20 protein-coding genes are annotated in these 20,411 nt (G+C 71.6%); 14 read left to right on the top strand and 6 right to left on the bottom strand.

What is annotated here, in order from left to right; all coding sequences use genetic code 11:
* Positions 1–60: 60 nt before the first annotated feature.
* Entirely contained in the window at positions 61–1,593 is a 1,533-nt protein-coding gene (locus QQ657_RS00920) for an FG-GAP-like repeat-containing protein (RefSeq protein ID WP_284740064.1), read from the bottom strand.
* Between the two features lie 244 nt (positions 1,594–1,837).
* Here QQ657_RS00920 and QQ657_RS00915 point away from each other — a divergent pair, with 244 nt between their 5' ends.
* The 4 genes from QQ657_RS00915 (at position 1,838) to QQ657_RS00900 (ending at position 4,879) form a co-directional block, all read left to right on the top strand.
* Positions 1,838–2,251, top strand: a complete 414-nt coding sequence (locus QQ657_RS00915; protein WP_284740063.1) for a cysteine/serine endopeptidase inhibitor — start codon at positions 1,838–1,840, stop codon at positions 2,249–2,251.
* 13 nt (positions 2,252–2,264) lie between these two features.
* Complete coding sequence (locus QQ657_RS00910; RefSeq protein WP_284740062.1) at positions 2,265–3,008, top strand: thaumatin family protein; 744 nt, start codon at positions 2,265–2,267, stop codon at positions 3,006–3,008.
* 97 nt (positions 3,009–3,105) lie between these two features.
* The gene (locus tag QQ657_RS00905) at positions 3,106–3,876 is read left to right on the top strand and encodes a polysaccharide lyase family 7 protein (protein ID WP_284740061.1); all 771 of its coding nucleotides are present in this window, start codon (positions 3,106–3,108) and stop codon (positions 3,874–3,876) included.
* A gap of 10 nt (positions 3,877–3,886) precedes the next feature.
* A complete protein-coding gene (locus tag QQ657_RS00900) occupies positions 3,887–4,879 on the top strand; it encodes an SdiA-regulated/phytase-like domain-containing protein (protein ID WP_284740060.1) in 993 nt (330 codons plus the stop codon).
* On the opposite strand, the gene QQ657_RS00895 is transcribed toward QQ657_RS00900, so the two are convergent.
* Positions 4,876–5,742, bottom strand: coding sequence for an alpha/beta fold hydrolase (locus tag QQ657_RS00895; RefSeq protein ID WP_284740059.1), 867 nt, complete (start codon positions 5,740–5,742; stop codon positions 4,876–4,878). The genes QQ657_RS00900 and QQ657_RS00895 overlap by 4 nt on opposite strands.
* Before the next feature lie 95 nt (positions 5,743–5,837).
* On the opposite strand from QQ657_RS00895, the gene QQ657_RS00890 reads away from it, so the two are divergent.
* Positions 5,838–6,293, top strand: a complete 456-nt coding sequence (locus QQ657_RS00890) for a MarR family winged helix-turn-helix transcriptional regulator (RefSeq protein ID WP_284740058.1) — start codon at positions 5,838–5,840, stop codon at positions 6,291–6,293.
* 14 nt (positions 6,294–6,307) lie between these two features.
* On the opposite strand, the gene QQ657_RS00885 is transcribed toward QQ657_RS00890, so the two are convergent.
* The 3 genes from QQ657_RS00885 to QQ657_RS00875 form a co-directional block, all read right to left on the bottom strand.
* The gene (locus tag QQ657_RS00885; RefSeq protein ID WP_284740057.1) at positions 6,308–7,810 is read right to left on the bottom strand and encodes an AbgT family transporter; all 1,503 of its coding nucleotides are present in this window, start codon (positions 7,808–7,810) and stop codon (positions 6,308–6,310) included.
* 68 nt (positions 7,811–7,878) lie between these two features.
* On the bottom strand, positions 7,879–9,033 hold the full coding sequence (locus QQ657_RS00880) for an NAD(P)/FAD-dependent oxidoreductase (protein ID WP_284740056.1): 1,155 nt from the start codon (positions 9,031–9,033) through the stop codon (positions 7,879–7,881).
* Between the two features lie 35 nt (positions 9,034–9,068).
* On the bottom strand, positions 9,069–9,782 hold the full coding sequence (locus tag QQ657_RS00875) for a GntR family transcriptional regulator (RefSeq protein WP_284740055.1): 714 nt from the start codon (positions 9,780–9,782) through the stop codon (positions 9,069–9,071).
* A 939-nt stretch (positions 9,783–10,721) separates the two neighbouring features.
* Between QQ657_RS00875 and QQ657_RS00870 the strand changes: the two genes are divergently transcribed.
* From QQ657_RS00870 to QQ657_RS00830, 9 genes are read left to right on the top strand one after another with little or no spacing between them, the layout of a single operon-like run.
* On the top strand, positions 10,722–11,501 hold the full coding sequence (locus QQ657_RS00870) for a glycosyltransferase family 2 protein (RefSeq protein ID WP_284740054.1): 780 nt from the start codon (positions 10,722–10,724) through the stop codon (positions 11,499–11,501).
* Complete coding sequence (locus QQ657_RS00865) at positions 11,498–13,507, top strand: glycosyltransferase family 2 protein (protein ID WP_284740053.1); 2,010 nt, start codon at positions 11,498–11,500, stop codon at positions 13,505–13,507. The genes QQ657_RS00870 and QQ657_RS00865 overlap by 4 nt, the downstream gene beginning before the upstream one ends.
* On the top strand, positions 13,504–13,848 hold the full coding sequence (locus QQ657_RS00860; protein ID WP_284740052.1) for a hypothetical protein: 345 nt from the start codon (positions 13,504–13,506) through the stop codon (positions 13,846–13,848). Before QQ657_RS00865 ends, QQ657_RS00860 begins: the two co-directional genes overlap by 4 nt.
* Positions 13,845–15,095 (top strand): polysaccharide biosynthesis protein, encoded by a 1,251-nt coding sequence (locus QQ657_RS00855; RefSeq protein ID WP_284740051.1) that lies wholly within the window; start codon positions 13,845–13,847, stop codon positions 15,093–15,095. Before QQ657_RS00860 ends, QQ657_RS00855 begins: the two co-directional genes overlap by 4 nt.
* Positions 15,092–16,786, top strand: coding sequence for a hypothetical protein (locus QQ657_RS00850; RefSeq protein WP_284740050.1), 1,695 nt, complete (start codon positions 15,092–15,094; stop codon positions 16,784–16,786). Before QQ657_RS00855 ends, QQ657_RS00850 begins: the two co-directional genes overlap by 4 nt.
* Positions 16,783–17,838 (top strand): polysaccharide pyruvyl transferase family protein, encoded by a 1,056-nt coding sequence (locus QQ657_RS00845; RefSeq protein ID WP_284740049.1) that lies wholly within the window; start codon positions 16,783–16,785, stop codon positions 17,836–17,838. The genes QQ657_RS00850 and QQ657_RS00845 overlap by 4 nt, the downstream gene beginning before the upstream one ends.
* The gene (locus QQ657_RS00840; RefSeq protein WP_284740048.1) at positions 17,835–18,371 is read left to right on the top strand and encodes an acyltransferase; all 537 of its coding nucleotides are present in this window, start codon (positions 17,835–17,837) and stop codon (positions 18,369–18,371) included. Before QQ657_RS00845 ends, QQ657_RS00840 begins: the two co-directional genes overlap by 4 nt.
* The gene (locus QQ657_RS00835; protein ID WP_284740047.1) at positions 18,368–18,547 is read left to right on the top strand and encodes a hypothetical protein; all 180 of its coding nucleotides are present in this window, start codon (positions 18,368–18,370) and stop codon (positions 18,545–18,547) included. Before QQ657_RS00840 ends, QQ657_RS00835 begins: the two co-directional genes overlap by 4 nt.
* Before the next feature lie 15 nt (positions 18,548–18,562).
* Positions 18,563–19,357 carry a glycoside hydrolase family 16 protein gene (locus QQ657_RS00830; RefSeq protein ID WP_284740046.1) on the top strand — a complete coding sequence of 265 codons (795 nt, stop codon included), beginning with the start codon at positions 18,563–18,565 and terminating at the stop codon, positions 19,355–19,357.
* Here the strand turns inward: QQ657_RS00830 and QQ657_RS00825 are convergent.
* On the bottom strand, positions 19,354–20,250 hold the full coding sequence (locus QQ657_RS00825; protein WP_284740045.1) for a hypothetical protein: 897 nt from the start codon (positions 20,248–20,250) through the stop codon (positions 19,354–19,356). The two genes, QQ657_RS00830 and QQ657_RS00825, sit on opposite strands and share 4 nt — an antisense overlap.
* Positions 20,251–20,411: the final 161 nt, after the last annotated feature.

Genomic DNA, 20,411 nt, shown 5'->3' with positions numbered 1-20,411 from the left:
CTGCCGCACCGGCGGCCGGATTTCGACCCCGTTCGCGAGGTTCTTCATCGCGGCGATCGGTCAGCCGATCGGCACACCGCCGGCCACCTTGCCGAGGTTCGCCCAGCCGCCGTGGCCGTCGCCGCCCTCCCAGGAGTACACCGTCGCCGCGTTCGTCGCCGGATCCGCCAGCGCGTAGTCCGCGGTGCCGCCACCCGTGAAGTCCGCGAACGCGACGCGGTCGGCCGCCGTGGTCAGGCCCGTCGCGACCTGGCCGTACTGCAGCCAGCCGCCGTGGCCGTCGCCGCCGCGGTTGAGGAACGCCGTCACCGCGCCGGAGGCGGCGATCGCCGCGTAGTCGGCCGCGCCGTCGCCGTCGAAGTCGGCGAACCGGACCTGGGTGGCGTCGGTGGTCGTCCCCGTCGCCACCTGGCCCAGGCCGAGCCAGCCGCCGTGCCCGTCACCGCCGCGGTTGAGGAACGCCGTCACCGCGCCGGTGCTCGCGATCGTCAGGTAGTCCGTCCGGCCGTCGCCGTCGAAGTCCGCGAACCGGACCCGCGCCGGGTCGGTGGTGGTGCCGGTCGCCACCTGGCCCAGGCCGAGCCAGCCACCACGGCCGTCACCGCCGCGGTTCAGAAAGGCCGTCACCGCACCGGTGCTCCCGATCGTCAGGTAGTCCGCCCGGCCGTCGCCGTCGAAGTCCGCGAACCTTGCCCGTCCCGGATCCGTGGTCGTGCCGGTCGCCACCTGGCCCAGCACCGACCAGCCCCCGCGTCCGTCACCACCCCGGTTCAGGAACGCCGACACCGCACCGGTGCTCGCGACCGCGAGGTAGTCGGCCCGGCCGTCACCGTCGAAGTCGGCCCAGCGGACCTTGCCCGCGCCACCGGCTTCGGTGGCCGCGCCGAGCGCGGGGTGCGTCGCGATCCAGCCGTCGGTGTACGCCTGGTCAAGCGGCCCGTACAGGGCTTGCGCCATCAGCTGGTAGCCCGCGTCGTCCGGATGCAGGTTGTCGGCCATCTCCGCGGACGTCAACGCCGGCGGGTCGACGTAGCGGAACCGGTGCCCGGCCTGCTGTTCACTCCCCTGCATCGCCTTCACCTGGCTGTTGAACGACGCCGTCGCGCTCTCCAGCCCCGGCGTGGTCGGGATCAGCCCCAGGAACAGCAGCGCGACCCCGGGCCGGTCCGCGAAGATCCGGTCGGCCAGCGTCCGCAACCGTTGCGGCGCATGGGCGACGTCGATGCCGCGCGCCAGGTCGTTGATGCCGACGTGCAGCAGCACCACGTCCGGCCGGTCGACCGCGACCCACCCGTCGATCCCGGCCGTCAGCTGGTCGATCGTGTAACCACTGTGTCCCTCGTTCGCCGGGCCGGGAAGGCTCCCGGACGCCTGCGTCCCGACGAACCGCGCCGAATACCGCGACTGCGCGGCCAGCATCCGCGACAGCGGCGCGCGGTAGGACGACGTGGTGGCACTGCCCACGCCCCAGGTGATCGAGTCCCCGAGCGGCATGACCCGCACCGCGGGCCCGAGCGCGGCGGCGGACGCGGCCGGCGCCAGGACGACGCTGAACGCGAACAAGGCGAAGACGACGAGCAGCCGGCGAAACACGCGGAACCTCCCGGATCGACGGGCTTTCCCGGGGGCGCCATCGCGCCGTGAGAATTCCGGAAGCACGCTGAGCGCGTTTCAGGTTGAGCAGTTCCGGGCGCCGTGTCAACAGTTGTCACCAATCTTGTCTGGACAACTTGTGATCACCGCCTTCGGTATTGGTCTTTGCGGGGCAACCACCGGGACCCGAGCCGGAAACCGGGATACGATGCGGCATCCCAGACCTCGAGGAAAGGGAACGAGAATGCGGAAAACCGCCAAGTCGCTCGGCGTACTCACCGTCGCGGTCACGCTTTCCTTCGTGTCCGCCGGCGCGGCCTGGGCCGACATCCCCTTCGACCAGCCGATCACCGGCAATGCCACGTACTACAACGACGCCGGGTACGGAGCCTGCGGCACGCAGATCGACGCCTCGACGCAACTGCTGGCCGCCGCGCCGGCCGCGTACTGGACCACCGCGAACCCGAACAACGACCCGCTGTGCCAAGGCGTTTCCGTCCGAGTTTCCTACCAAGGCCGCAGCATCACCGTGCCGGTCGTCGACAAGTGCCCGAGCTGCGACAGCACGCATGTCGACCTCAGCGCTCCCGCGTTTTCCCAGCTGGCCGACACCGGCCTGGGGACCATCCCGGTGACCTGGTCGTTCGTGCACTCCTGACCGGAGGAGGATCATGCTTTCCGTTGTGGTGAAACGTCTTCTGCTCGGCGGCGTGGTACTCGCGTCGATGCTCGTGGCGCACCCCGCCGCCGCGGCCGCCGACCACACCGTCACCTTCGTCAACCGGTCCGGGCAGACGCTGTGGCTCGGCAGCACGGTGAATGCCGACGGGTCGGTCAACTTCACCGGCCTGCCCACGCTCGCCGACGGGCAGTCGGCGACGGTGACGATCCCGGAGTCGGCCGAACCCGGCCACTGGCGCGGGAAGTTCTTCGGCCGCCAGGGATGCACCGGCACCTCCGGACAGGACTTCCATTGCCTCGTCGGCGATTGCGGCGCCTACGCCGACCACTGCACGACCGGGGAGCAACCGGCGAGTCTCGCCGAATTCAACTTCGACCGCGGCGACAGCCTCGCACCCTGGTACGACGTCAGCTACGTCAACTCCTTCTCGGTGCCGGTCACCATCGAGCCCGTCGACGCGACCGTGCCGCCCGGCTCGGCGTCCTGCGGCTCCGCCGGGTGCGTCGACGACCTGCTGCCGTTCTGCCCCGCCGAGGACCTCCAGCACGGCCCGGACGGCGCGCCGCTCAACTGCGTCAACCCGAACCGCGACAGCCCGACGAGCTACAGCGACACCATCAAGGCGCACTGCCCGAAGGCCTACGCGTGGTCCAAGCAGGACACCGAGCCGGGGAACCAGACCATGTACCAGTGCGGCTCTTGCCGCGGGTTCACCGTGACCTTCCACGGCTAGCGGCCCTCCCGGTCGCTTGTCGATAGATCACGTCATTGACGTCTTGGTCGGCGGAAACTTACGATGCGTCCACAGTCGCATACGCAGGGGGAAGCCGATGAGGGTCAAGCGCGGGTTGACGGCGGCAACCGTCCTGAGTGCCGCGGCGGTGCTCGCCGGGGGCGCGGCCGCGATCGCGGCGCCGGCAGCCCCGGCCACGGCGTCCTGCACCTACCCGGCCGACGTCCTGGACCTGCACAACTGGTACGAGGGGCTGCCGATCGGCGATGCCGAGAGCCCGAAGAACGTGAAGCAGCCCGAACTGGCGACCTACCGCGCCGACCCCTGGTTCACCGCGACGCCCGACTGCTCCGGCGTCCAGTTCCGGGCCGCGGTGAACGGCGTCACCACCAGCGGGTCGAGCTATCCGCGGTCGGAACTGCGCGAGACCGACGGGCCGGAGAACGCGAGCTGGTCGTCGACCTCGGGCACCCACACGATGGTGGTCAAGGAAGCGGTCACCCACCTGCCCGAGAACAAGAACCAGGTGGTCGCGGGCCAGATCCACGGCTCGGACGACGACCTGACGGTCTTCCGTCTCGAGGGCACCAAGCTCTACGTCACCAAGGGCGACGACACCCACTACAAGCTCATCACCGGCGACTACCGGCTCGGCACGGTGTTCGAGGCCAAGTTCGTCGTCTCCGGCGGGGCGGTCAAGGCCTACTACAACGGCGCGCTGCAGGCCACGATCACCCAGAAGTTCAGCGGCGCCTACTTCAAGGCCGGCGCCTACACGCAGGCCAACTGCGACAAGTCCGCGCCGTGCTCGGCCGACAACTACGGCGAAGTGGTCATCCACGACCTGACCGTCACCCACACGAGCTAGAAGGCGGATCATGACTTTTCGACGACGGCTGCCGGTGCTCATCGCGGCGTTCGTGACCGCCGGCGGCTTGGCGGCCGTCCCGGCGGCCGCCCAGGGACAGGCGGCCACCGCTTGGCCGGGCAGCGCGTCCGTGCGGACCGCCGACGACGCGAACGTGTTCGGCGAGAACCTCAGCGGACTGTCGTTCGAGAGCCCGGACGTGCTCTGGGCCGTGAAGAACGGCCCCGGCACCCTGTACCGGCTCGTCCCCGACGGTCCGAAGTGGACACCGGCCGCCGACTGGGCCCTGCACTACGGCGACGGCAGCGGCGACGCCGACGCGGAGGGCGTCGTCGCCACGCCGGACGGGATCTTCGCGGCCACCGAACGCGACAACGACGACAAGGACGAGAGCAAGCAGGAGATCCTGCGCTTCGACCCGAGCGCGGGCAGCGGCGCCCTCGACGCCACCGGGCAGTGGGACCTCACCCCGGACCTGCCGAAGTCGGACCCGAACACCGGGATCGAGGCGATCTCCTGGGTCCCCGACTCCTTCCTGACCGCACACGGCTTCACCGACCAGAAGACCGGCGCGGCCTACGACCCGGCCACCTACCCGGGACACGGCAGCGGCCTGTACTTCGCAGGCCTGGAATCCAACGGGACCGTCTACGCCTACGCGCTCGATCTCAACGGCCAGGGCTACACCCGGGTGGCGTCGTTCAAGAGCGGCTTCCCGGCGGTGATGGACCTGGAGTTCGAGCCGGAAACCGGGCACCTGTGGGCCGCGTGCGACGACACCTGCAAGGGCCAGACCGCGACGCTCGACGTCCGGCAGGGTGCCTTCGCGGTCTCCGCCGTCTACAACCGCCCGAGCGGGATGCCGAACTACAACAACGAAGGCTTCGCGATCGCGCCGCAGTCCACGTGCACCGGCGGCCGCAAAGCCGTGCTGTGGTCGGATGACGGCAACGACGACGATCACGCTCTGCGCAGCGGCGATCTCCCCTGCACAGCGCCCTAGGAGATGCCCGCGTAGAAGGAGCGAAGGGCCGCCGCGAGCCGGTCGGGGGCTTCCATCGCCACGTAGTGACCGATCCCCTCGATGCCGACCGTGGTCACGTTCGTGGCGACCTGCCGCAACGTCGTGGGCGTCCGGTCCGAGAAGCCCGCCACCGCGAGTACGGGCATGTCCAGCTTCCGGGCCGCGAGCTTGCGGAGTTCGTCGCCCTCCGAGAGGAGGGACCGGTACAGACCGGCAGCGCCGGCGAACGCGCCGGGTCGCGCGTAGGAGCGGACGAGCTCGTCGACGTCGTCTTCGGCGAACGCGCCGGGGCTCGCGGTGAGGGACGGGATCGCGTAGTCGGCGAGGAACGCACGCTCGCGTCCGGCGAGGAGCATCTCGGGGATGCCGGGCGCGGCGAGGACGCCGATGTGCCAGGCGCCGCCGTGGGTGACGTCGGCGAGCGTCTCGGCGCCGAATCCCGGCAGTGCGGTCTCGATCCCGGTGTAGCTGCGGACGAGTTCGGGGTGGGACGCGGCGACGCGGAACGTCGTGGGGCCGGCGATGTCCTGGCCGGTGAGGTGGACGGGCCCGACGTCCAGGAAGGCGATCAGGTCGCTCAGGTCCTTAGCCGAGGTCGCGCTGTCGTGGTCCGGGCCGGCGGTGGCGGAGTCGCCGAATCCGCGCAGGTCGACGGCGAACACGCGGTGGTGCTCGCTCAGCAGGGGGATCAGCTTGTGGAAGACCCACCAGGTCTCGGGGAAGCCGTGCACCAGCAGGACGGGCGAGCCGGCGGTACCGGCGGCCACGTAGTGCAGTTCGGTGCCGTTGAGGCGGACGCGGTGGTGGTCGACACCGGGGATGGTGGCGGCGAGGCGATTCACGGGGTTCCTCCGGATCGATAGACAAGTTACTTGTCGAACCCTAGAGGATGGACAAGTAACTTGTCCACCTCGGCGGGCGTCGTATGATCGGCCGCATGGCGCAGTCCAGCGGCGCCGAGCTCGCGCTTCTGCTGCTCGGCGGGTTCCACTCGATGGTCGACGAAGTGAACGTGGAGCTCGCGAAACGCGGCCACGAAGGTGTCCGCCCGGTGCACGAGTTCGCGTTGCGCGCGGTGGACGCGGGCGCGGACACGGCCTCCGAGCTCGGCCGCCGGCTGTCGGTCACCAAGCAGGCCGCCGCGCAGACGATCGCCGCGCTGGAGGAGTTCGGCTACGTCGACCGCGAGCCCGACCCGGGCGACGCCCGCCGCAAGCGCGTGCGGGTCACCCCCCGGGGCCACGAGCTGATGGCCATCGGCGGCGCCCTGTTCGACGACGTCCGCAGCCGCTGGGCGGCCCGGATCGGCGACGAGCAGCTCAAGACTCTCGAAAGCCACCTGGCGCAGCTCACCGAGCGCCGTTCGTTCACCGCCGAGGACCTGCGGGACTGATCCGCACCGCCGCCCTACCTCAGCGACACCCCCGGGCCCAGCGGAAGGCCGAGGCCGTACCAGAGCGCGAACAACGCCGACCAGGCGATCAGGAAGACGAACGCGATCGGCACGGTGAAGGACATCAGGGTGCCGATGCCCGCGTTCTTCCGGTACTGCTGCACGAACCCCAAGGCCAGCACGAAGTACGGGCTCATCGGGGTCACCGCGTTGGTGACCGAGTCGCCGATCATGAAGGCGCCCATCGCCGCTTCCGGGCGCACCTGCAGGTACATCATCATCGGCACCAGGATCGGCGCGAGGATCGCCCACATCGCCGACCCGCTGGTGACGAGCATGTTCAGCAGGGCGACCGCCAGCACGATGGCGAGCAGCACGACCAGGTGCGGCGCGTTCAGCGAACGCAGGAGGTCCGCGCCCCCGACCGCCACGACCGACCCGATGCCGGTCCACGTGAAGTAGGCCAGGAACTGCGAGACGGCGAAGAAGAGCACGATCACCGGCGCGATCTTGGCCACTCCCCCGGCCATGATCACCGGGACCTGCGCGAGCGACGGGATCGTCCCGGTGACCCGGCCGTAGCCGACGCCCAGGATCGCGAACAGCAGGGCGATGAACACGCTGATGTTCACCACGACCGCCGACCGCACGAAACTGCCGCCGGCACCCATCAGCGGCGAGCCCGGCAGCACCACCAGCACCGCGACCACCGCCAGGAACAACACGAACAACCCGGCGGTCACCTTCATCGCCCGGCGTTCCACGGCGGTCAGCCGGATGGCCGGGGCCGGGTCACCGTCCTCTTCGGAGGGTGCGAACTCGGGCCGCTTGGCCAGGACGAGCTCGACCACCAGGGTGATGAGCCCCGCCAGGACCACCGACGACACCGCGGAGAAGAAGTACGTCGCGACCGGCGTCACCACGTAGCCGGGGTCGACGGTCTTCGCCGCCGCGGCCGTCAGCGACGACCTGATCGCGTCGGACGGCGTGACCAGCGGGCTGGCGTTGAACCCCGCCGACACCGCGACGTAGGCGACCATCACCCCGAGCACGGGACTGCGGCCCGCCGCGCGGAAAGCCAGCGCTCCCAACGGAATCATCACGAGGTACGCCGAGTCGCTCATGATGTGCGCGATCATCCCGCTGAACGCGATCGCGAACGTCACCCAGCGCCCGGGCAGCCGGACCACCGTGATCCGCAGCAGGGCCTCGAGCAGGCCGCTCTTCTCGGCGACGCTCACCCCGAGCAGCATGACGAGGATGACCGCCAGCGGCGGGAACTTCGCGAGGTTGTCCAATGCGGACTTCGCGGCGAAGCCGATCCCGTCGAGCGAAAGCAGATTCTTGACCTCGACGACCTCGCCGGTCTTCGGCAGGGTGACGTGGACGCCGGCCAGTGCCAGCACGAGGCTGGTGACCGCCAGCACCGCGGCCAGGATCCAGAACAGCCAGAACGGGTGCGGGAGCTTGTTCCCGGCGCGTTCGATCGCGCCGATGACGCGGAAGAGAACGGTCATCCCGGTCTTCGGACCGGTGGTGGGTCGGTGCGTGTCCGTCATCCCGATCGGCCTTCCGTAGTGGGGACTTATTGCTCACCCAGCCGGGTGGCGTGCTGGTCCGCGTCGAAGTCCGCGCGCCGCCGGCCGGCGAACCGGGCAGGGCGGAACGCGTCCAGGAGGTCGTCGCCCCGGCCGGTCACGAGCTCGGTCGCGACCAGGCGGCCCAGGAGCGGGCCCAGGGTGACACCGCTGTGCGAAACGAGGCAGTAGACGCGGGGTGAGCCGAACCCGGCGATCGTGTGGCCGTCCGCGGGCAGGGACCGGAACCCGACGCGCAGGTCGATGTCCGAGACCGGCTCGGGCAGCACGGCCGAGAGCCGCCGGGTGATCTCGCGCGCGATCGGCCCGTCCGGGGACGGCGGGTCGGCCGGGTCGACGTCGGCGTTCAGGTCGAGCGCCTGCACGACGGTGTGCCCGCCGGCCGCGGGACGCAGGTTGAGCCCCGGCGAGTGGACCACGCAGCGCAGGTCGATCCCGGGCGCCCGCACGTAGCCGAGCAGCCCGACCGCGGGCGATCCCCGCTCGACGCCCGCCAGCATGGGCAGGGCGATCCCGGCGCCCGCCGCGAGCCGCTCGCTCCAGCGGCCGGTCGCCAGGACGACCCGGTCGGCCGTGCGGACCTCGCCGCCGGCCAGCGTGACGGCCACCCCGCCGGGGCCGTCGTCGATGCCGGCGACCTCGCCGATCGCGAAGGTCGCACCGTGCCGCTCGGCGTCCGCGAGCAGGTTTCCCAGCAACCGGTCCGGCAGGACGTACCCCTCGCTCGGGAAGTGCGCGAACGACACCGCGTCCGAGGGGATCCGGAGTGCGCCGGCGATCCGCGACGCTTCGTCGCGCTCGACCCACCGCACCGGGTACCCGAGGGCCCGCAAGCGGTCGACGTTGTCCGTGAGCCAGGGCGCGCTCGCGGAGTTCGCCCAATGCAGGGCACCGCTGGGGAAGTACGCCGCCGCACCGGGCAGCTGCCGGGCGAGGTCCGCGTGCTCGGCCATCCCCGCGACGTTCAGCCGGTGGTAGGCCGGGTCGAGCTTGCGGTTCGCGTTGGTCCACGCGAACGTCGTCGAGGTGGTTCCGGTGCCCGGGCGCCCCCGGTCCAGCAGGAGCACCTCCTCGCCGGCGACGGCGAGCGCCCGGGCGACCGCGGTCCCCAGCACCCCGGCCCCGACCACGATGACCTTCATCCCCGAACCTCCCTTTCCGAAGTGGACAGTGGTGCTCACACGGCCGAAGCGGGCAGCTCCACGAAGAACTCGGCGGTGCCCGGGCGGACGAGCGCGGTGACGACTTCGACGACGGTCCCGTCGGTGACGCGCAGCTCGCGTCGCCGCCGCATGGTCGCCGTGCCCGGTTCGCTGTCGAGCAGGGCCGCGTCGGCCTCGTCGAGGCTCACCGGATCGAGGTAGAGCCGGATCGTGTCGACCGGCACTTCCCGGCGCCGCAGGTACGCCAGGCTGACGAGGTGTTCGAGGTCCTCGTCGAGCAGGTCGGGAGCCACCGAGAAGAGCACGACGTGCCGCTCGATCGACTGCGGCCGCTCACGCAGGTCCAGCTTGCGGCGCACCAGTTCCACGACGGCGACGTCGGGTGCCGCGCCGGGGAGCGCGAGCACCGCGTCGGCGGCCGTGGTGATCCGCGCGGACACGATCTCGTGGCGGCCGGGGGCACCCTTCTCGGCGGTCCCGGGCACGACGAAGTTGAGCAGGTTGACCTGCCGCACGCCGTCCGCGACGAACGTGCCGTGCCGCCGGCGGCGGACGGCCAGGCCGGCTTTCGCCAGGTCGTTGAGCACGCGCTGCGCGGTGGCACGGCTGACGCCGTACTGGTCGCACAGGTCTTTTTCGGTCGGCAGCCGCGCTCCGGCGGGCAGCTCCCCGGAGTGGATCCGCTCTTCGATCGCCCGCTTGATCCGCAGGTGCAACGCCTCAGGCATGATTTGACCGTACAATTGAGCAAATGTCCGGTCAAGTGCCAGTTCGCGGACCGCCGCCCGCAACCGGCGCCGCCGAAGGTCGCGAACCAAGGCCCCTACGGCGAAAGATCGTGTTAAAAGACCGGGAAAGCCTGATTAACCCTGCGACCCGGGAGCGGGCTCGAAGACGTTCCGACGCGATCGCGCGGAGTTCGTTCCAGGACCCTCAAGCGCCATCCGCGCGAGGGAAGAAGAGGCGGCCGACCAGTAGGCCTGACCATGGCCAACGCCGAAGTATGGATGATCTTCGCCGAGCCTGGCAAGGCCGTGCGCTGAGGTCCAGACCATCGTCGGGTAATGGCCTGCCCTGTCATTGACAACGTGCGGGTGACCTGTGAGTCTCGGCCTCACGCGCAGTTGTCAAAAGATCACACAACAACCGTTCGGATCTTTTTATGATTCACATCGCCGAAGTCCCCCCGGCCACGTGCAGCCGCCGAGGAAGCTCGACGGCCGTCAGACGCACTCGCAGACCGCGCTGCGCCTGATCACCCGCGCCGGCTGTCGCCCGGCTCCGGGAGGGAACCCTTCGGGCTCGCGGACTTCGCGCCCTTGTCCCGCCTGAACCGGGAACACCGCTCAGCGCCGCAGCTGCCGCAGTCGCTCCCGGGCCGGAAATGGCGATGAGCCGCTTCGGTGTGTCCGCACACGCAAACCTGCTCGCCGGTCATTCGCCGCGCCCACTCCTCGCCGCGTAGCTGCGTTCATCCATCCGGTCCGCCAGTGTAGCCGATCGGACCCCGCACCCCTCCGGTGCCGCGATCACGCGGCCCCACCGGCGTTTCGTCGTGCGCTCCGGAGGGTTCGACCACCGCCGCCACCCGTTTCGACCGTTTCCGATGCCAGTGCCGTCGTCGTCTCGAACCGGTGACGCGGCTCCGACACCTGTGAAAGGTGGCCATGCGTAGCCCCGATCCCCGCATCTCCCTGGTCATACCCGTGCTCAACGAGGCGAGGAACCTGGAGGTGGTGCTGCCCGGCCTGCCCGAGGTCCACCAGGTGATCCTGGTGGACGGCAACTCAGTGGACGACTCGGTCGAAGTCGCGAAGCGCTGCCTCCCCGGCATCGAGATCGTGACGCAGACCCGTGGTGGCAAAGGCAATGCGCTCGCCTGCGGGTTCGCCCGCGTGACCGGCGACGTCGTCGTGATGTTCGACGCGGACGGGTCCGCCGCACCCGAGGAGATCCCGCTCTTCGCCAAGACCCTGGTCGCCGGCGCGGACTTCGCCAAAGGCAGCCGGTTCACCTCCGGCGGCGGCAGCGACGACATCACCTTGCTGCGCAGGTCCGGCAACGCCGTGCTGAACGGGTTCACGAACCTCTTGCTGCGCACCAGGTTCACCGATCTCTGCTACGGCTACAACGCGTTCTGGTCGGACCTCATCCCGGTGCTGGCGCTGCCGCCGACCGACCTGGACCGCGACGCGGGCCGGCAGTGGGGTGACGGGTTCGAGATCGAGACGCTGATCAACTGCCGGATCGCGTTGGCGGGCTTGCGGATCAGCGAGGTGCCCAGCTTCGAACGCGACCGCATGTTCGGCACGAGCAACCTCAACACGTTCCGCGACGGCATCCGCGTGCTGCGCGTGATCCTCCGCGAGTGCACCCGTTCGTGGCGGACCGGACGGCGGCACCGGGTACCCACACTGTCCGATTCGGACCGCGCGGTGCGGTCATGACCGAGGTTTCGGTGGTGATCTGCTGCTACACCGAGGATCGCTGGGCCGATCTCACCGCCTCGGTCGCGTCGGTCGCCGCGCAGACGGAGGTGCCGGCCGAGCTGATCGTGGTCGTCGACCACAACCCCGCGCTGCTGCAGCGGGCCACCGAGGCGTTCACCGGGGACGCCGTCCGGGTGATCGGCAACGACCGCACGGCCGGCCTGTCCGGCGCGCGCAACTCGGGTTACCTCGCGGCCAAGGGCGAGATCGTCGCGTTCCTCGACGACGACGCCGCGGCCGACCCGTGGTGGCTCGCGGAAACCCTGGCGCCGTACGGTGATCCGGACGTCGCCGCGGTCGGCGGCCGGGCGATCCCGGTGTGGCCGGGTGCCGCCGCGCCGCCGTGGTTGCCCCCGGAGCTGCACTGGATCGTCGGCTGCGGCTACACCGGCCAGCCCGTCGAGCCGGCCGAGGTGCGCAACATCATGGGCTGCGCGATGTCCTTCCGCCGCGAGCACCTGGAGCGCCTGGGCGGGTTCGCCGAAAGCGTCGGCCGCACCGCAGCGCTGCCCCTGGGTTGTGAGGAGACGGAGCTCTGCATCCGGCTGCGGCAACGGGTTCTGGGCGCCAAGGTGCTCCTGCTGCCGCACGCGACCGTCCGTCACCGCGTGTCGGACGACCGCACACGACGGCGGTACGTCCGGCAGCGCAGCTGGGCCGAGGGACTGTCCAAAGCGGCCGTGTCCCGGCTCGTCGGCGCCCAGGACGCGCTCTCGACCGAGCGGTCGTACCTGCGTTCGGTGCTGCCGAAGGCCGTGTTCCGCGAACTGCGCGGGGGAAATCCCGCGGGTGCGCTGTCGGTGTTCGTGGCGACGGCGGCAGCGGGCGCCGGGTACGTGCGCGGCCGGGCCCGCACCCCGGTGACCGAACTCGATGCGGTGCCCGCGTACACAGTGGACATCGCGGATGGACCATCCACCTGGGACGGCGAGGCCGACGTGCTCGTCCGGTCCGGTGGGGTGGTGCTGGGCGCCGCCCGGCGCAGTGAGGAGATCAGCACCCTCGCCGGGTCGCTGTCGGACCAGGTGCGAGACCGGCCGCCACGGCCGCCCGTACTGCCGCGCGTGAGCGTGGTACTCGCCACCGCGGGGAAGCCTTCGGACGTCCGCCGGTGCGTCGCGAGTGTGCTGGCCACCGGGTACCCCGACCTCGAAGTCCTGGTGGTGGACAACGTTCCTGCCGGGCCGAGGGAGGAACTGCTCGCGCTGGCCGCGGCCGACGACCGCGTGCGCTGCCTGCACGAACCGGTGCCCGGCGCGAGCCGGGCGCGCAACCTGGGCGCGCGCGAAGCGACCGGCACCGTGCTCGCCTTCACCGACGACGACACGGTCGTCGACCCGGCCTGGCCCGCCGAGCTCGTCGCCGAACTCGCCCAGCCGGGGACGTCGTGCGTGACCGGGCTCGTCGCGCCGCTGTGCCTGGACACCCCGGCGCAGGTGTGGTTCGAGGCGTTCGGCGGCTTCGGCAAGGGCTACCGGCGCCAGGTCTTCACCGAGGACCCGCGGAACCTGCTCTCCCCCGGCCGGTTCGGCTCGGGGAACAACATGGCGTGGCACCGCGACGCGTTCCTGGCGCTCGGCGGGTTCGACGAACGGCTCGGTCCCGGGCGGCGCACGCACTCCGGCGAAGACCTCGACCTGTACCTGCGGCTCGTGCGCTCGGGCGGGCGGATCGTCTACACCCCGCACGCCCTGGTCCGGCACGAACACCGGGCGACCGAAGCGGACCTGCTGCGCCAGCTGCGCGGGTACGGCACCGGCCTGGCCGCGCTGTACCTGCTGCACGCCCGGCGGCGCGGCGGCCTCCGCGAGCTGGCGGCCGCGCTGCCACGCGGGCTCCCCGCGTTGTTCGGCCGCCGGCCCGCCGAGGCGAGCGCGTCACCTTTCCCCCGCCGGCTGGTCATCGCCCAGGTGCGCGGGACGCTGTCCGGTCCGCTGGCCCTGGTCCGGGAGCGGACCAGGTGAGCCCCCGGATCGTCACCGCCGTGCTGCTGGGCATCACGGCCGTGACCGCGGCGCTCGCCGTGCTCGACGTCCACGGCACCGCACGCGTCTTGCTCACCCTGCTGTTCCTGTTCTTCGTCCCCGGCTGGTCCGTGATCGCCTTCTTCCGCCACGGCACGTCGTCGCTCACCTGGGCCCTGGTCGTGGCCACCAGCGTCGCGATCGACCTGCTCGGCGCGCAGCTGATGCTCCTGACCGCCTGGCGGCCAGGCGTCGCGTCGGCGTGCGCGCTCGGCGGATGCGCGCTCCTGCTCGGGTTCCACCTCGTCGCGGCCCGTCGCGGGGAAGGAGCGACCGCATGACGACCGTGTCCGCGAAGGCCCGCAGCGACCGGCAGGCCCTCGGTGCCGGGACGGCTCTGTCCCTCAGCGCGGCCATCACCGGTGTCGCCGGGCTGGTCTGCTGGGTGGTCGCCGCGGGCACGCTGCCGCAGGAGACCGTCGGCCGGGCGGCCGGTTTCGTCTCGGGTTTCGTGCTCGTCGCGGGGATCGCGCAGCTCAACGTCGGGCTCGGGCTGCTGCGCTGGCTGCCCGGCGCCGGCCACCGGACCGGGTGGCTGGTCGGCCGCGGCTACCTCCTGGTGGGCCTGACGGCGGCAGTCGGCGGGCTCGGGTTCGTGCTGCTGCCGGTCGGCCGGCAGAACGCCCCCGGCGCGCTGGCGCTGCTGTTCGTCGTCGCGTGCGTGTGCTGGGCACTGTTCCAGCTCCAGGACTCCGTGCTCGCCGCGCTCGGCCGGGTCTGGTGGGTGCCGCTGTTCAACAGCGCGTTCGGCTTCGCCCGGATCGCGGTGCTGCCCGTGCTCGGCGCGGCGCTGGGCGCGCTCGGCGTGCTGGTCTCCTGGGTGGTCCCGACGGTCGTCTGCACGGCGATCGCGGGTTCGCTCGTGGCCGTGCTGGTCCGCCGCAAGCGCGCGGAACCGGACCTGGTGACGCTGCCGCAGCGGCGCACGGTCGTGGCGTTCCTGGCCCCGACCTACCTGGCCACCATCGGCACGACGGTGCTCTACAACGTCGTGCCGCTCGTCGTGACCACCCGCTTCGGCCCGGCCGGCGGAGCGGTGTTCTTCGTGGTGTGGAACGGCCTCACCGCGACCGACTACGCGATCAACGGCTTCGTGAACTCGATGGTGCTGCGGGGATCGGGTGATCCGGAGAGCCGGCCCGCGATCCTGCGGGCCGTCGGCAAGCGCCTCGGCCTGCTCGTGGGCTCGGGCGCCGTCGCCGGAATCGCTTTGGCACCGCTGCTGCTCGGCCTGTTCGGCGCGGGCTACGCGGAAGAAGGGGGCAGCGCGTTGCGCATCGTGCTCGCCGGGCTGGTGGCCCGGACGGTCGTCGCGCTCGGCGTGGCGGTCCGGCTGATGGACGGCGACGGGATGAGCGCGGCGCGGGTCCAGCTGTCCGGCGCGGCGCTCGTCGTCGGCGGGGTGCTCGTGGTCCCCGCCGGGTGGCACCTGCCCGGACCGGCACTCGGGTTCGTGCTGGCCCAGGTCGTCGTCGGCGCGCTGGTCCTGCCCTCGCTCGTGCGGCGGCTGCGCGAGGTGCGCCGATGAGCCTGGTGATGACCGAACCCGAGACGGCTCCCGCGACCAGCTCGCGTGGCCTGCTGGCGCCGGCGTTGTGCGTGGTCGCCGTGGTCCTGCAAGGGGTGTTCCTGAAGAGCGTCGACCCGGGCACGCTCGGGTCGTTCGGGCTGCTCGAGGCCCTGTCCCCCGGTGCGCTCGCGGGACTCGTGGTGCTGACCGCGGCCTTCGTCGTGGAAGTGCGGTCGGCCCGGCCGCGGACCTGGCTGCTGGCCACCGCCGTGGTGCTGACCGTGCTCGGCATGTACGGCCTGCAGCCGTTGACCGAGCCCGTCGCGCGGCTGCCGGTCGCGTGGCTGCACGCCGGGTGGACCGACTACATCGGCGCGCACGGCACGGTGCTGCACGACTTCGACGCGCGGTTCTCCTGGCCCGCCTTCTTCGCCGGAGCGGCCTGGCTGACCAAGTTCGCCGGTCTCGGCAGCACGACCGCGCTGCTCGCCTGGGCCCCGCCGGTGCTGACCGGGCTCGCGGCCCTCGGGGTGCACGCCGTTGCGACGGCGGTGCTGGGCCGCGGCCGCGCGCCGTGGCTGGCCGCGTGGACGTTCCTCTGCGTCAACTGGGTCGAGCAGGACTACTTTTCCCCGCAGGGGCTGGCTTTCCTGCTGTACCTGGGCGCGCTGGCGCTGGTGTTCCGGTGGCTGTGCGGTGACGCCGACCCGAAGCGCCGGGTCGCCGCGTCCGGCGGGCTCGTCCTGCTGATCCTCGCGCTCGCGCCGACGCACCAGGTGACGCCGTTCGCGCTGGCCGCGATCCTCGCCGTGCTGGTGGTGGGCAAGCGGCTCACCCAGCCGTGGCTGCTCGCCGTCGCGATCCTGGCCCCGCTGACCTGGCTCGTGGTCGGCGCCAGCGACTACTGGGTCGGCCACCTGCAGGTGCTGACCGGCGGCATCGGCGACCTGTCCGGCTCGGTGCAGCAGAACGTGCAGGAACGCGTGGGCGGCGACCCCGGCCGGCTGACCGTGCTCGGCTTCCGGTTCGCGCTGGTCGCGCTGGCCGGGGTGCTCGCCGCCGCCGGCTGGTGGGGCCTGCGGACCCCGCGGGGCCGGCGCCCGTACGTGCTCGGCGTCGCGGCGGTGGTGCCCGCCGGCCTCGTCGCCCTGCAGTCCTACGGCGGGGAAATGCTGCTGCGGTCGTACTTGTACGCGCTCCCGCTGCTGTGCGCACTCGCCGGCGCCGGGCTCGACCGGCTGCTGAGCCGCGGCAACCGGCTCGTCCCGGTCGCACTTGCCGCCGTCCTCGGCGTCGCCGCGGTGCTCCTCGTGGGCGCGCGCGGTGGCAACGACGGCTACGTCGCCTTCCGGCAGTCCGACCAGGCGGTGGTGGCCGAGGCCTACCAGCTGGCCCGGCCGGGTCAGCGGATCGCGTCGCTGACCGCGTACGCGCCGATGAACTGGGCGCGGGTCGGCGAAGTCAAGCAGGGCTCCCTCGAGCGGACCTGCGTGCCCGGCCCCGGCGCCGGGCCGTGCGTCGGCCGGGTCGGCCCCGACTTCGTCGTCATCACCCGGGCCCAGGACGACTACGGCGTGACCCTGCTCGGCCTGCCGGCCGGGTGGACCGAATCCGTGCGCGCCGACCTCGTCTCGTCCGGCGCCTACCAGGAGCAGCTGCGATCCGGCGACGCCGTGCTGCTCACCCACCGACCCGGAGGTTCCCGATGAACGACGCCCGCTCCCGCCTGCTGTACGTCGGGTGGACCGGCCACGGAAACCTCGGCGACGACGCCATCGCCGACGCGCTGCTGCCGCACCTGCCCGCTGTCGAGCCGTGGCACGTCCCCCACGACCCGAAGGCGTTCGCGCACCGGGTGCTCCGCGGGGGTCTTCGCGGAGCCGGTGACCGGGCCGTGCTCGTCGGCGGCGGCACGGTCGTCGGACGGCGGAACTGGCGGCTGCTCCTGGAAGCCTCCGGCCTGCTGCTGGCCCGGCGCCGGCCGTGGCACCTGATCGGCATCGGCGTCGAGGATCCTTCGTTCCAGGGCAAGAACTCCTTCTCCGCCGGCGGCGAGCTGGCGCGCTGGAAGGGGCTGTGCAAGAGGTTCGACCGGGTCACCGTGCGCGGTCCGCGTTCGGCCGCGCTGCTGGAGTCCGTCGGCATCGACGCGGAGGTGGTCGGCGATCCGGCTTTGCTGCACGAACCCGCGTCGCCGATCGCGCCCCGGGACAAGCTGCTCGCCGTGAATCTCGGCTTCGGGGACGACCTGTGGGGCCACGACCACGAGCGGGTCGTCGACGCCGCCGCCGGTCTCGCCCGCGGAGTCGTCGCCGATGGCTGGTCGGTGCGGTTCCTGGTGATCAACCCGAAGGACCGGCCGTTCGCGGAGGAGGCTCTTCGCCGCGCCGCCGTCACCGGTGAGATCCGCCTCGCCACGACCGTGCCCGACTACTTCGCCGCGGTCGGCGACTGCACTGTCCTTGTCGCCGAACGCTTGCACGCGCTCGTCTTGGCCGCCGCGGCCGGGGTTCCGATGGCCGGCCTGGAGTACCAGCCGAAGTGCGCCGACTTCCTCGCTTCCGTCGGGTCGGCGGAGTGGTCGGTGCGCACGGACCGCGTCACGCCGGAGATCCTGCGCGAGCACGTCGACACCCTGGCCCGGCAACGGCCGACCGAGTCGGCGCGGCTGCTCGGTGAGGTGGGTGTGCTCCGCACCCGGTTGCGTGACGAGCTGGCCCGGATCCGCTCGGGCGCCGAGACCGCCGGGAGCCTCCGATGAGCGGCGGCCGGCTCCGGCGGGAGCTGCGGATCGAGTTCACCATGCTGACCCGGCGGGCATTGCTGAACGTCGTCGCCGGCAGTTCCCTCGTCCCGCGTCCGCTGCGGTGGCTGATCTACCGTGCGTGCGGCGCCGATGTGCGCTCCCCCAACGTCTTTCCCGGCCTCGAGATCGCGGGCCGGCCGGGGAACCTGACCCTGGGTGCCGGGACGTTCGTCAACACGGGTTGCTTCTTCGAGCTGGTCGCACCGGTGTCGATCGGCCGCGACTGCCAGCTCGGCATGCGGACGATGGTGGTCACCTCCCACCACGAGACCACGGCGGCCGGCACGTCACGGCGGCCGGTCGGCCTGCCGGTCCGGATCGGCGACCGGGTCTGGACCGGGGCCAGGGTGACGATCCTGCCGGGCGTGACGATCGCCGACGACGTCGTGGTCGCGGCGGGGGCGGTGGTGACCGCCGACTGCCCGGAACCCGGTGTCTACGCGGGTGTTCCCGCTCGACTGATCCGCTCGACGGCGGGTGCCCGATGATCCACACACTGAACTGGACCGCTGCCACGGCGTTCGGGCTGTTCCTCGCGCTGGTACTGACCCGCGTCGCGGTGGCGGAACTCGGAACCGCCGAACGGCGGTTCGACCTGGCGGCCGGTGCGGCGGCCGTGATCCTGGTGGCGGTGCTCGCGGCGCGCGTGCTCGCCCAGTTGTAGAAGACGGGAGTACTGATGACGAAGCGGACGACAGTGGTGCTGGCCGCGGTGCTCTGCCTGCTGCTCGGGTACCAGGTCGGCGTCGTCTCGGCGCGGGGCGTGGAGTCCGAAGTGGACGGCACGGCGCAGGCGCGGCAGCTGGTCGCCTCGGACGAGTTCGACGGCGCCGGGCTGGACACGACCAAGTGGTCGCCGTACGACTCGAAGTCGTCGAACGGTGTCTCGCGGTGGAAACCCGAGGAGGTCGGGGTCGCCGACGGCGAGCTGCGGATCACCGGGCACGGCAAGGATCCCAGCGGCAAGGCGAACACGTCGGGCGCGCTGTGCTGGTGCCGCGGCGACGGCGACCGGACCTACGGGCTGTGGATGGCCCGGGCGAAGTTCGACGCGGGCGCGGGGTTCGGGGTGGCGATGCTGCTGTGGCCGCAGTCGAACCAGTGGCCGCAGGACGGTGAGCTCGACCTCGTGGAAAGCGCCCGCCCGCAGAAGAACACGGCGCTGTCGTCGGTCCACTGGGGTTCGCCGCCCCAAGGCCAGCGCGACAGCGGCAAGCTCACCGGCGACTACACCCAGTGGCACGTGTACGCGGTGGACTGGCAGCCGGACCACATCAAGTACTCGATCGATGGCCAGACGGTCTACGACACGCGGTACAGCAGCAAGAAACCCGGCATCCCGAACAAGCCGATGCACCTGGTGATGCAGCAGGAACCCGGCCCGTTCGGCGCGCCCGGCTGGATCCCAGCGCCGGATGCGTCGACCCCCGACCAGGTCACCTTCCACGTCGACTGGGTGCGTGTGTTCGCCTAGCAGTCGTCCTTGGCGGTGTCGCGGACGACGAGCAGGCTGGTGAGCCCGGTGCCGTGGACCTCGGACGGCACGTTGCCCGGCGCGCCCTCTAGCCGGTGTGCCTCGTCCGCGGTGACCTCATATGCCTCCAGGTAGAACGGGCCGGTGTCGCCCGGCAGCCCGATGACGAGACTCAGCGCCGACCACCGGCCGGAGCCGTCGAACTCCACGACCCGCTCGAAGTACCGGTTCTTCGGGTCCTGCGCCTGCCGCACCAGGAGCACGACCTTGTCCGCACCCGGCTGCGTCCCGTCACCGAAGTAGTTGTGGCAGTGCGGCACGGTCTTCACGGCGTCGAACTTGAACGCGACCGGCGCCTGGGTGGGCGGCGTGGGCGGCAGGACCTTCGTGGGCGTGGTCGTGGGCGGGGCCGTCGTGCTCGTGGACGTCATGGTCGCGGCACCGTTCGGGGTGCTGGTGCCGGCCGCCGGGACGTCCGGCGGCTTCGACGACGTCGCCGTGGGGGCGGCCGAGGTCGTCGACGCGGGCGGCGCCGCGACCTCTCGCCCGCCGATCCCGAGCAGCGCCGCCGTGGCGACCCCGGCACCCGCGGCGCAGACCATGAGGATCACCGCCAGCACCAGCGAGATCGCGCGCGCGGGCTTGCGCTGGCGCAGGAGTTTCACCAGCCGCGGCACCAGGAACCATGCGGCGCCCGCCAGCACCAGCACCGCGAGGGTGAGCACCCACGTCGCCGGCCCCTGTCCCGTGAAGGGCTGGAACTGGTCCTGCAAGGCCGAGAAGAACCCGACCCCGGGACCGAGCACGGCCACCATGGCACCGAAGGCGGTCCGTTCGAGCACGGTGCGCTTGTGGTCCTCGCCGGGCAACGCCGGCGGCAGCTCCTCGGTCACGCAACCCCACTTCCGACGTCGGACGATGCCCACGAGGTCGCCGGAAGCCGTTGCCCTGTAACCACCTTCGAAGCTGAACACCCGAACGGACGCAGTTGGCCAATCCCCTACGGACGTGCAAGGAGTACGCTGGCCCACGGAGTGCCGGGAAGCCTGGTCGG

The organism is Amycolatopsis ponsaeliensis, assembly GCF_030182635.1.
Taxonomy (GTDB): Bacteria; Actinomycetota; Actinomycetes; order Mycobacteriales; family Pseudonocardiaceae; genus Amycolatopsis; species Amycolatopsis ponsaeliensis.
The sequence above is the reverse complement of the archived record's forward strand: the minus strand, read 5'-3'. Positions and strand labels throughout refer to the sequence as shown.

Excerpts from the sequence above, each read along its gene's own strand:
- QQ657_RS00915 (WP_284740063.1), top strand. The coding sequence starts at position 1,838 with ATGCGGAAAACCGCCAAGTCGCTCGGCGTACTCACCGTCGCGGTCACG.
- QQ657_RS00910 (WP_284740062.1), top strand. The coding sequence starts at position 2,265 with ATGCTTTCCGTTGTGGTGAAACGTCTTCTGCTCGGCGGCGTGGTACTC.
- QQ657_RS00905 (WP_284740061.1), top strand. The coding sequence starts at position 3,106 with ATGAGGGTCAAGCGCGGGTTGACGGCGGCAACCGTCCTGAGTGCCGCG.
- QQ657_RS00900 (WP_284740060.1), top strand. The coding sequence starts at position 3,887 with ATGACTTTTCGACGACGGCTGCCGGTGCTCATCGCGGCGTTCGTGACC.
- QQ657_RS00890 (WP_284740058.1), top strand. The coding sequence starts at position 5,838 with ATGGCGCAGTCCAGCGGCGCCGAGCTCGCGCTTCTGCTGCTCGGCGGG.
- QQ657_RS00885 (WP_284740057.1), bottom strand. The coding sequence starts at position 7,810 with ATGACCGTTCTCTTCCGCGTCATCGGCGCGATCGAACGCGCCGGGAAC.
- QQ657_RS00880 (WP_284740056.1), bottom strand. The coding sequence starts at position 9,033 with ATGAAGGTCATCGTGGTCGGGGCCGGGGTGCTGGGGACCGCGGTCGCC.
- QQ657_RS00875 (WP_284740055.1), bottom strand. The coding sequence starts at position 9,782 with ATGCCTGAGGCGTTGCACCTGCGGATCAAGCGGGCGATCGAAGAGCGG.
- QQ657_RS00870 (WP_284740054.1), top strand. The coding sequence starts at position 10,722 with ATGCGTAGCCCCGATCCCCGCATCTCCCTGGTCATACCCGTGCTCAAC.
- QQ657_RS00865 (WP_284740053.1), top strand. The coding sequence starts at position 11,498 with ATGACCGAGGTTTCGGTGGTGATCTGCTGCTACACCGAGGATCGCTGG.
- QQ657_RS00855 (WP_284740051.1), top strand. The coding sequence starts at position 13,845 with ATGACGACCGTGTCCGCGAAGGCCCGCAGCGACCGGCAGGCCCTCGGT.
- QQ657_RS00850 (WP_284740050.1), top strand. The coding sequence starts at position 15,092 with ATGAGCCTGGTGATGACCGAACCCGAGACGGCTCCCGCGACCAGCTCG.
- QQ657_RS00845 (WP_284740049.1), top strand. The coding sequence starts at position 16,783 with ATGAACGACGCCCGCTCCCGCCTGCTGTACGTCGGGTGGACCGGCCAC.
- QQ657_RS00840 (WP_284740048.1), top strand. The coding sequence starts at position 17,835 with ATGAGCGGCGGCCGGCTCCGGCGGGAGCTGCGGATCGAGTTCACCATG.
- QQ657_RS00835 (WP_284740047.1), top strand. The coding sequence starts at position 18,368 with ATGATCCACACACTGAACTGGACCGCTGCCACGGCGTTCGGGCTGTTC.
- QQ657_RS00830 (WP_284740046.1), top strand. The coding sequence starts at position 18,563 with ATGACGAAGCGGACGACAGTGGTGCTGGCCGCGGTGCTCTGCCTGCTG.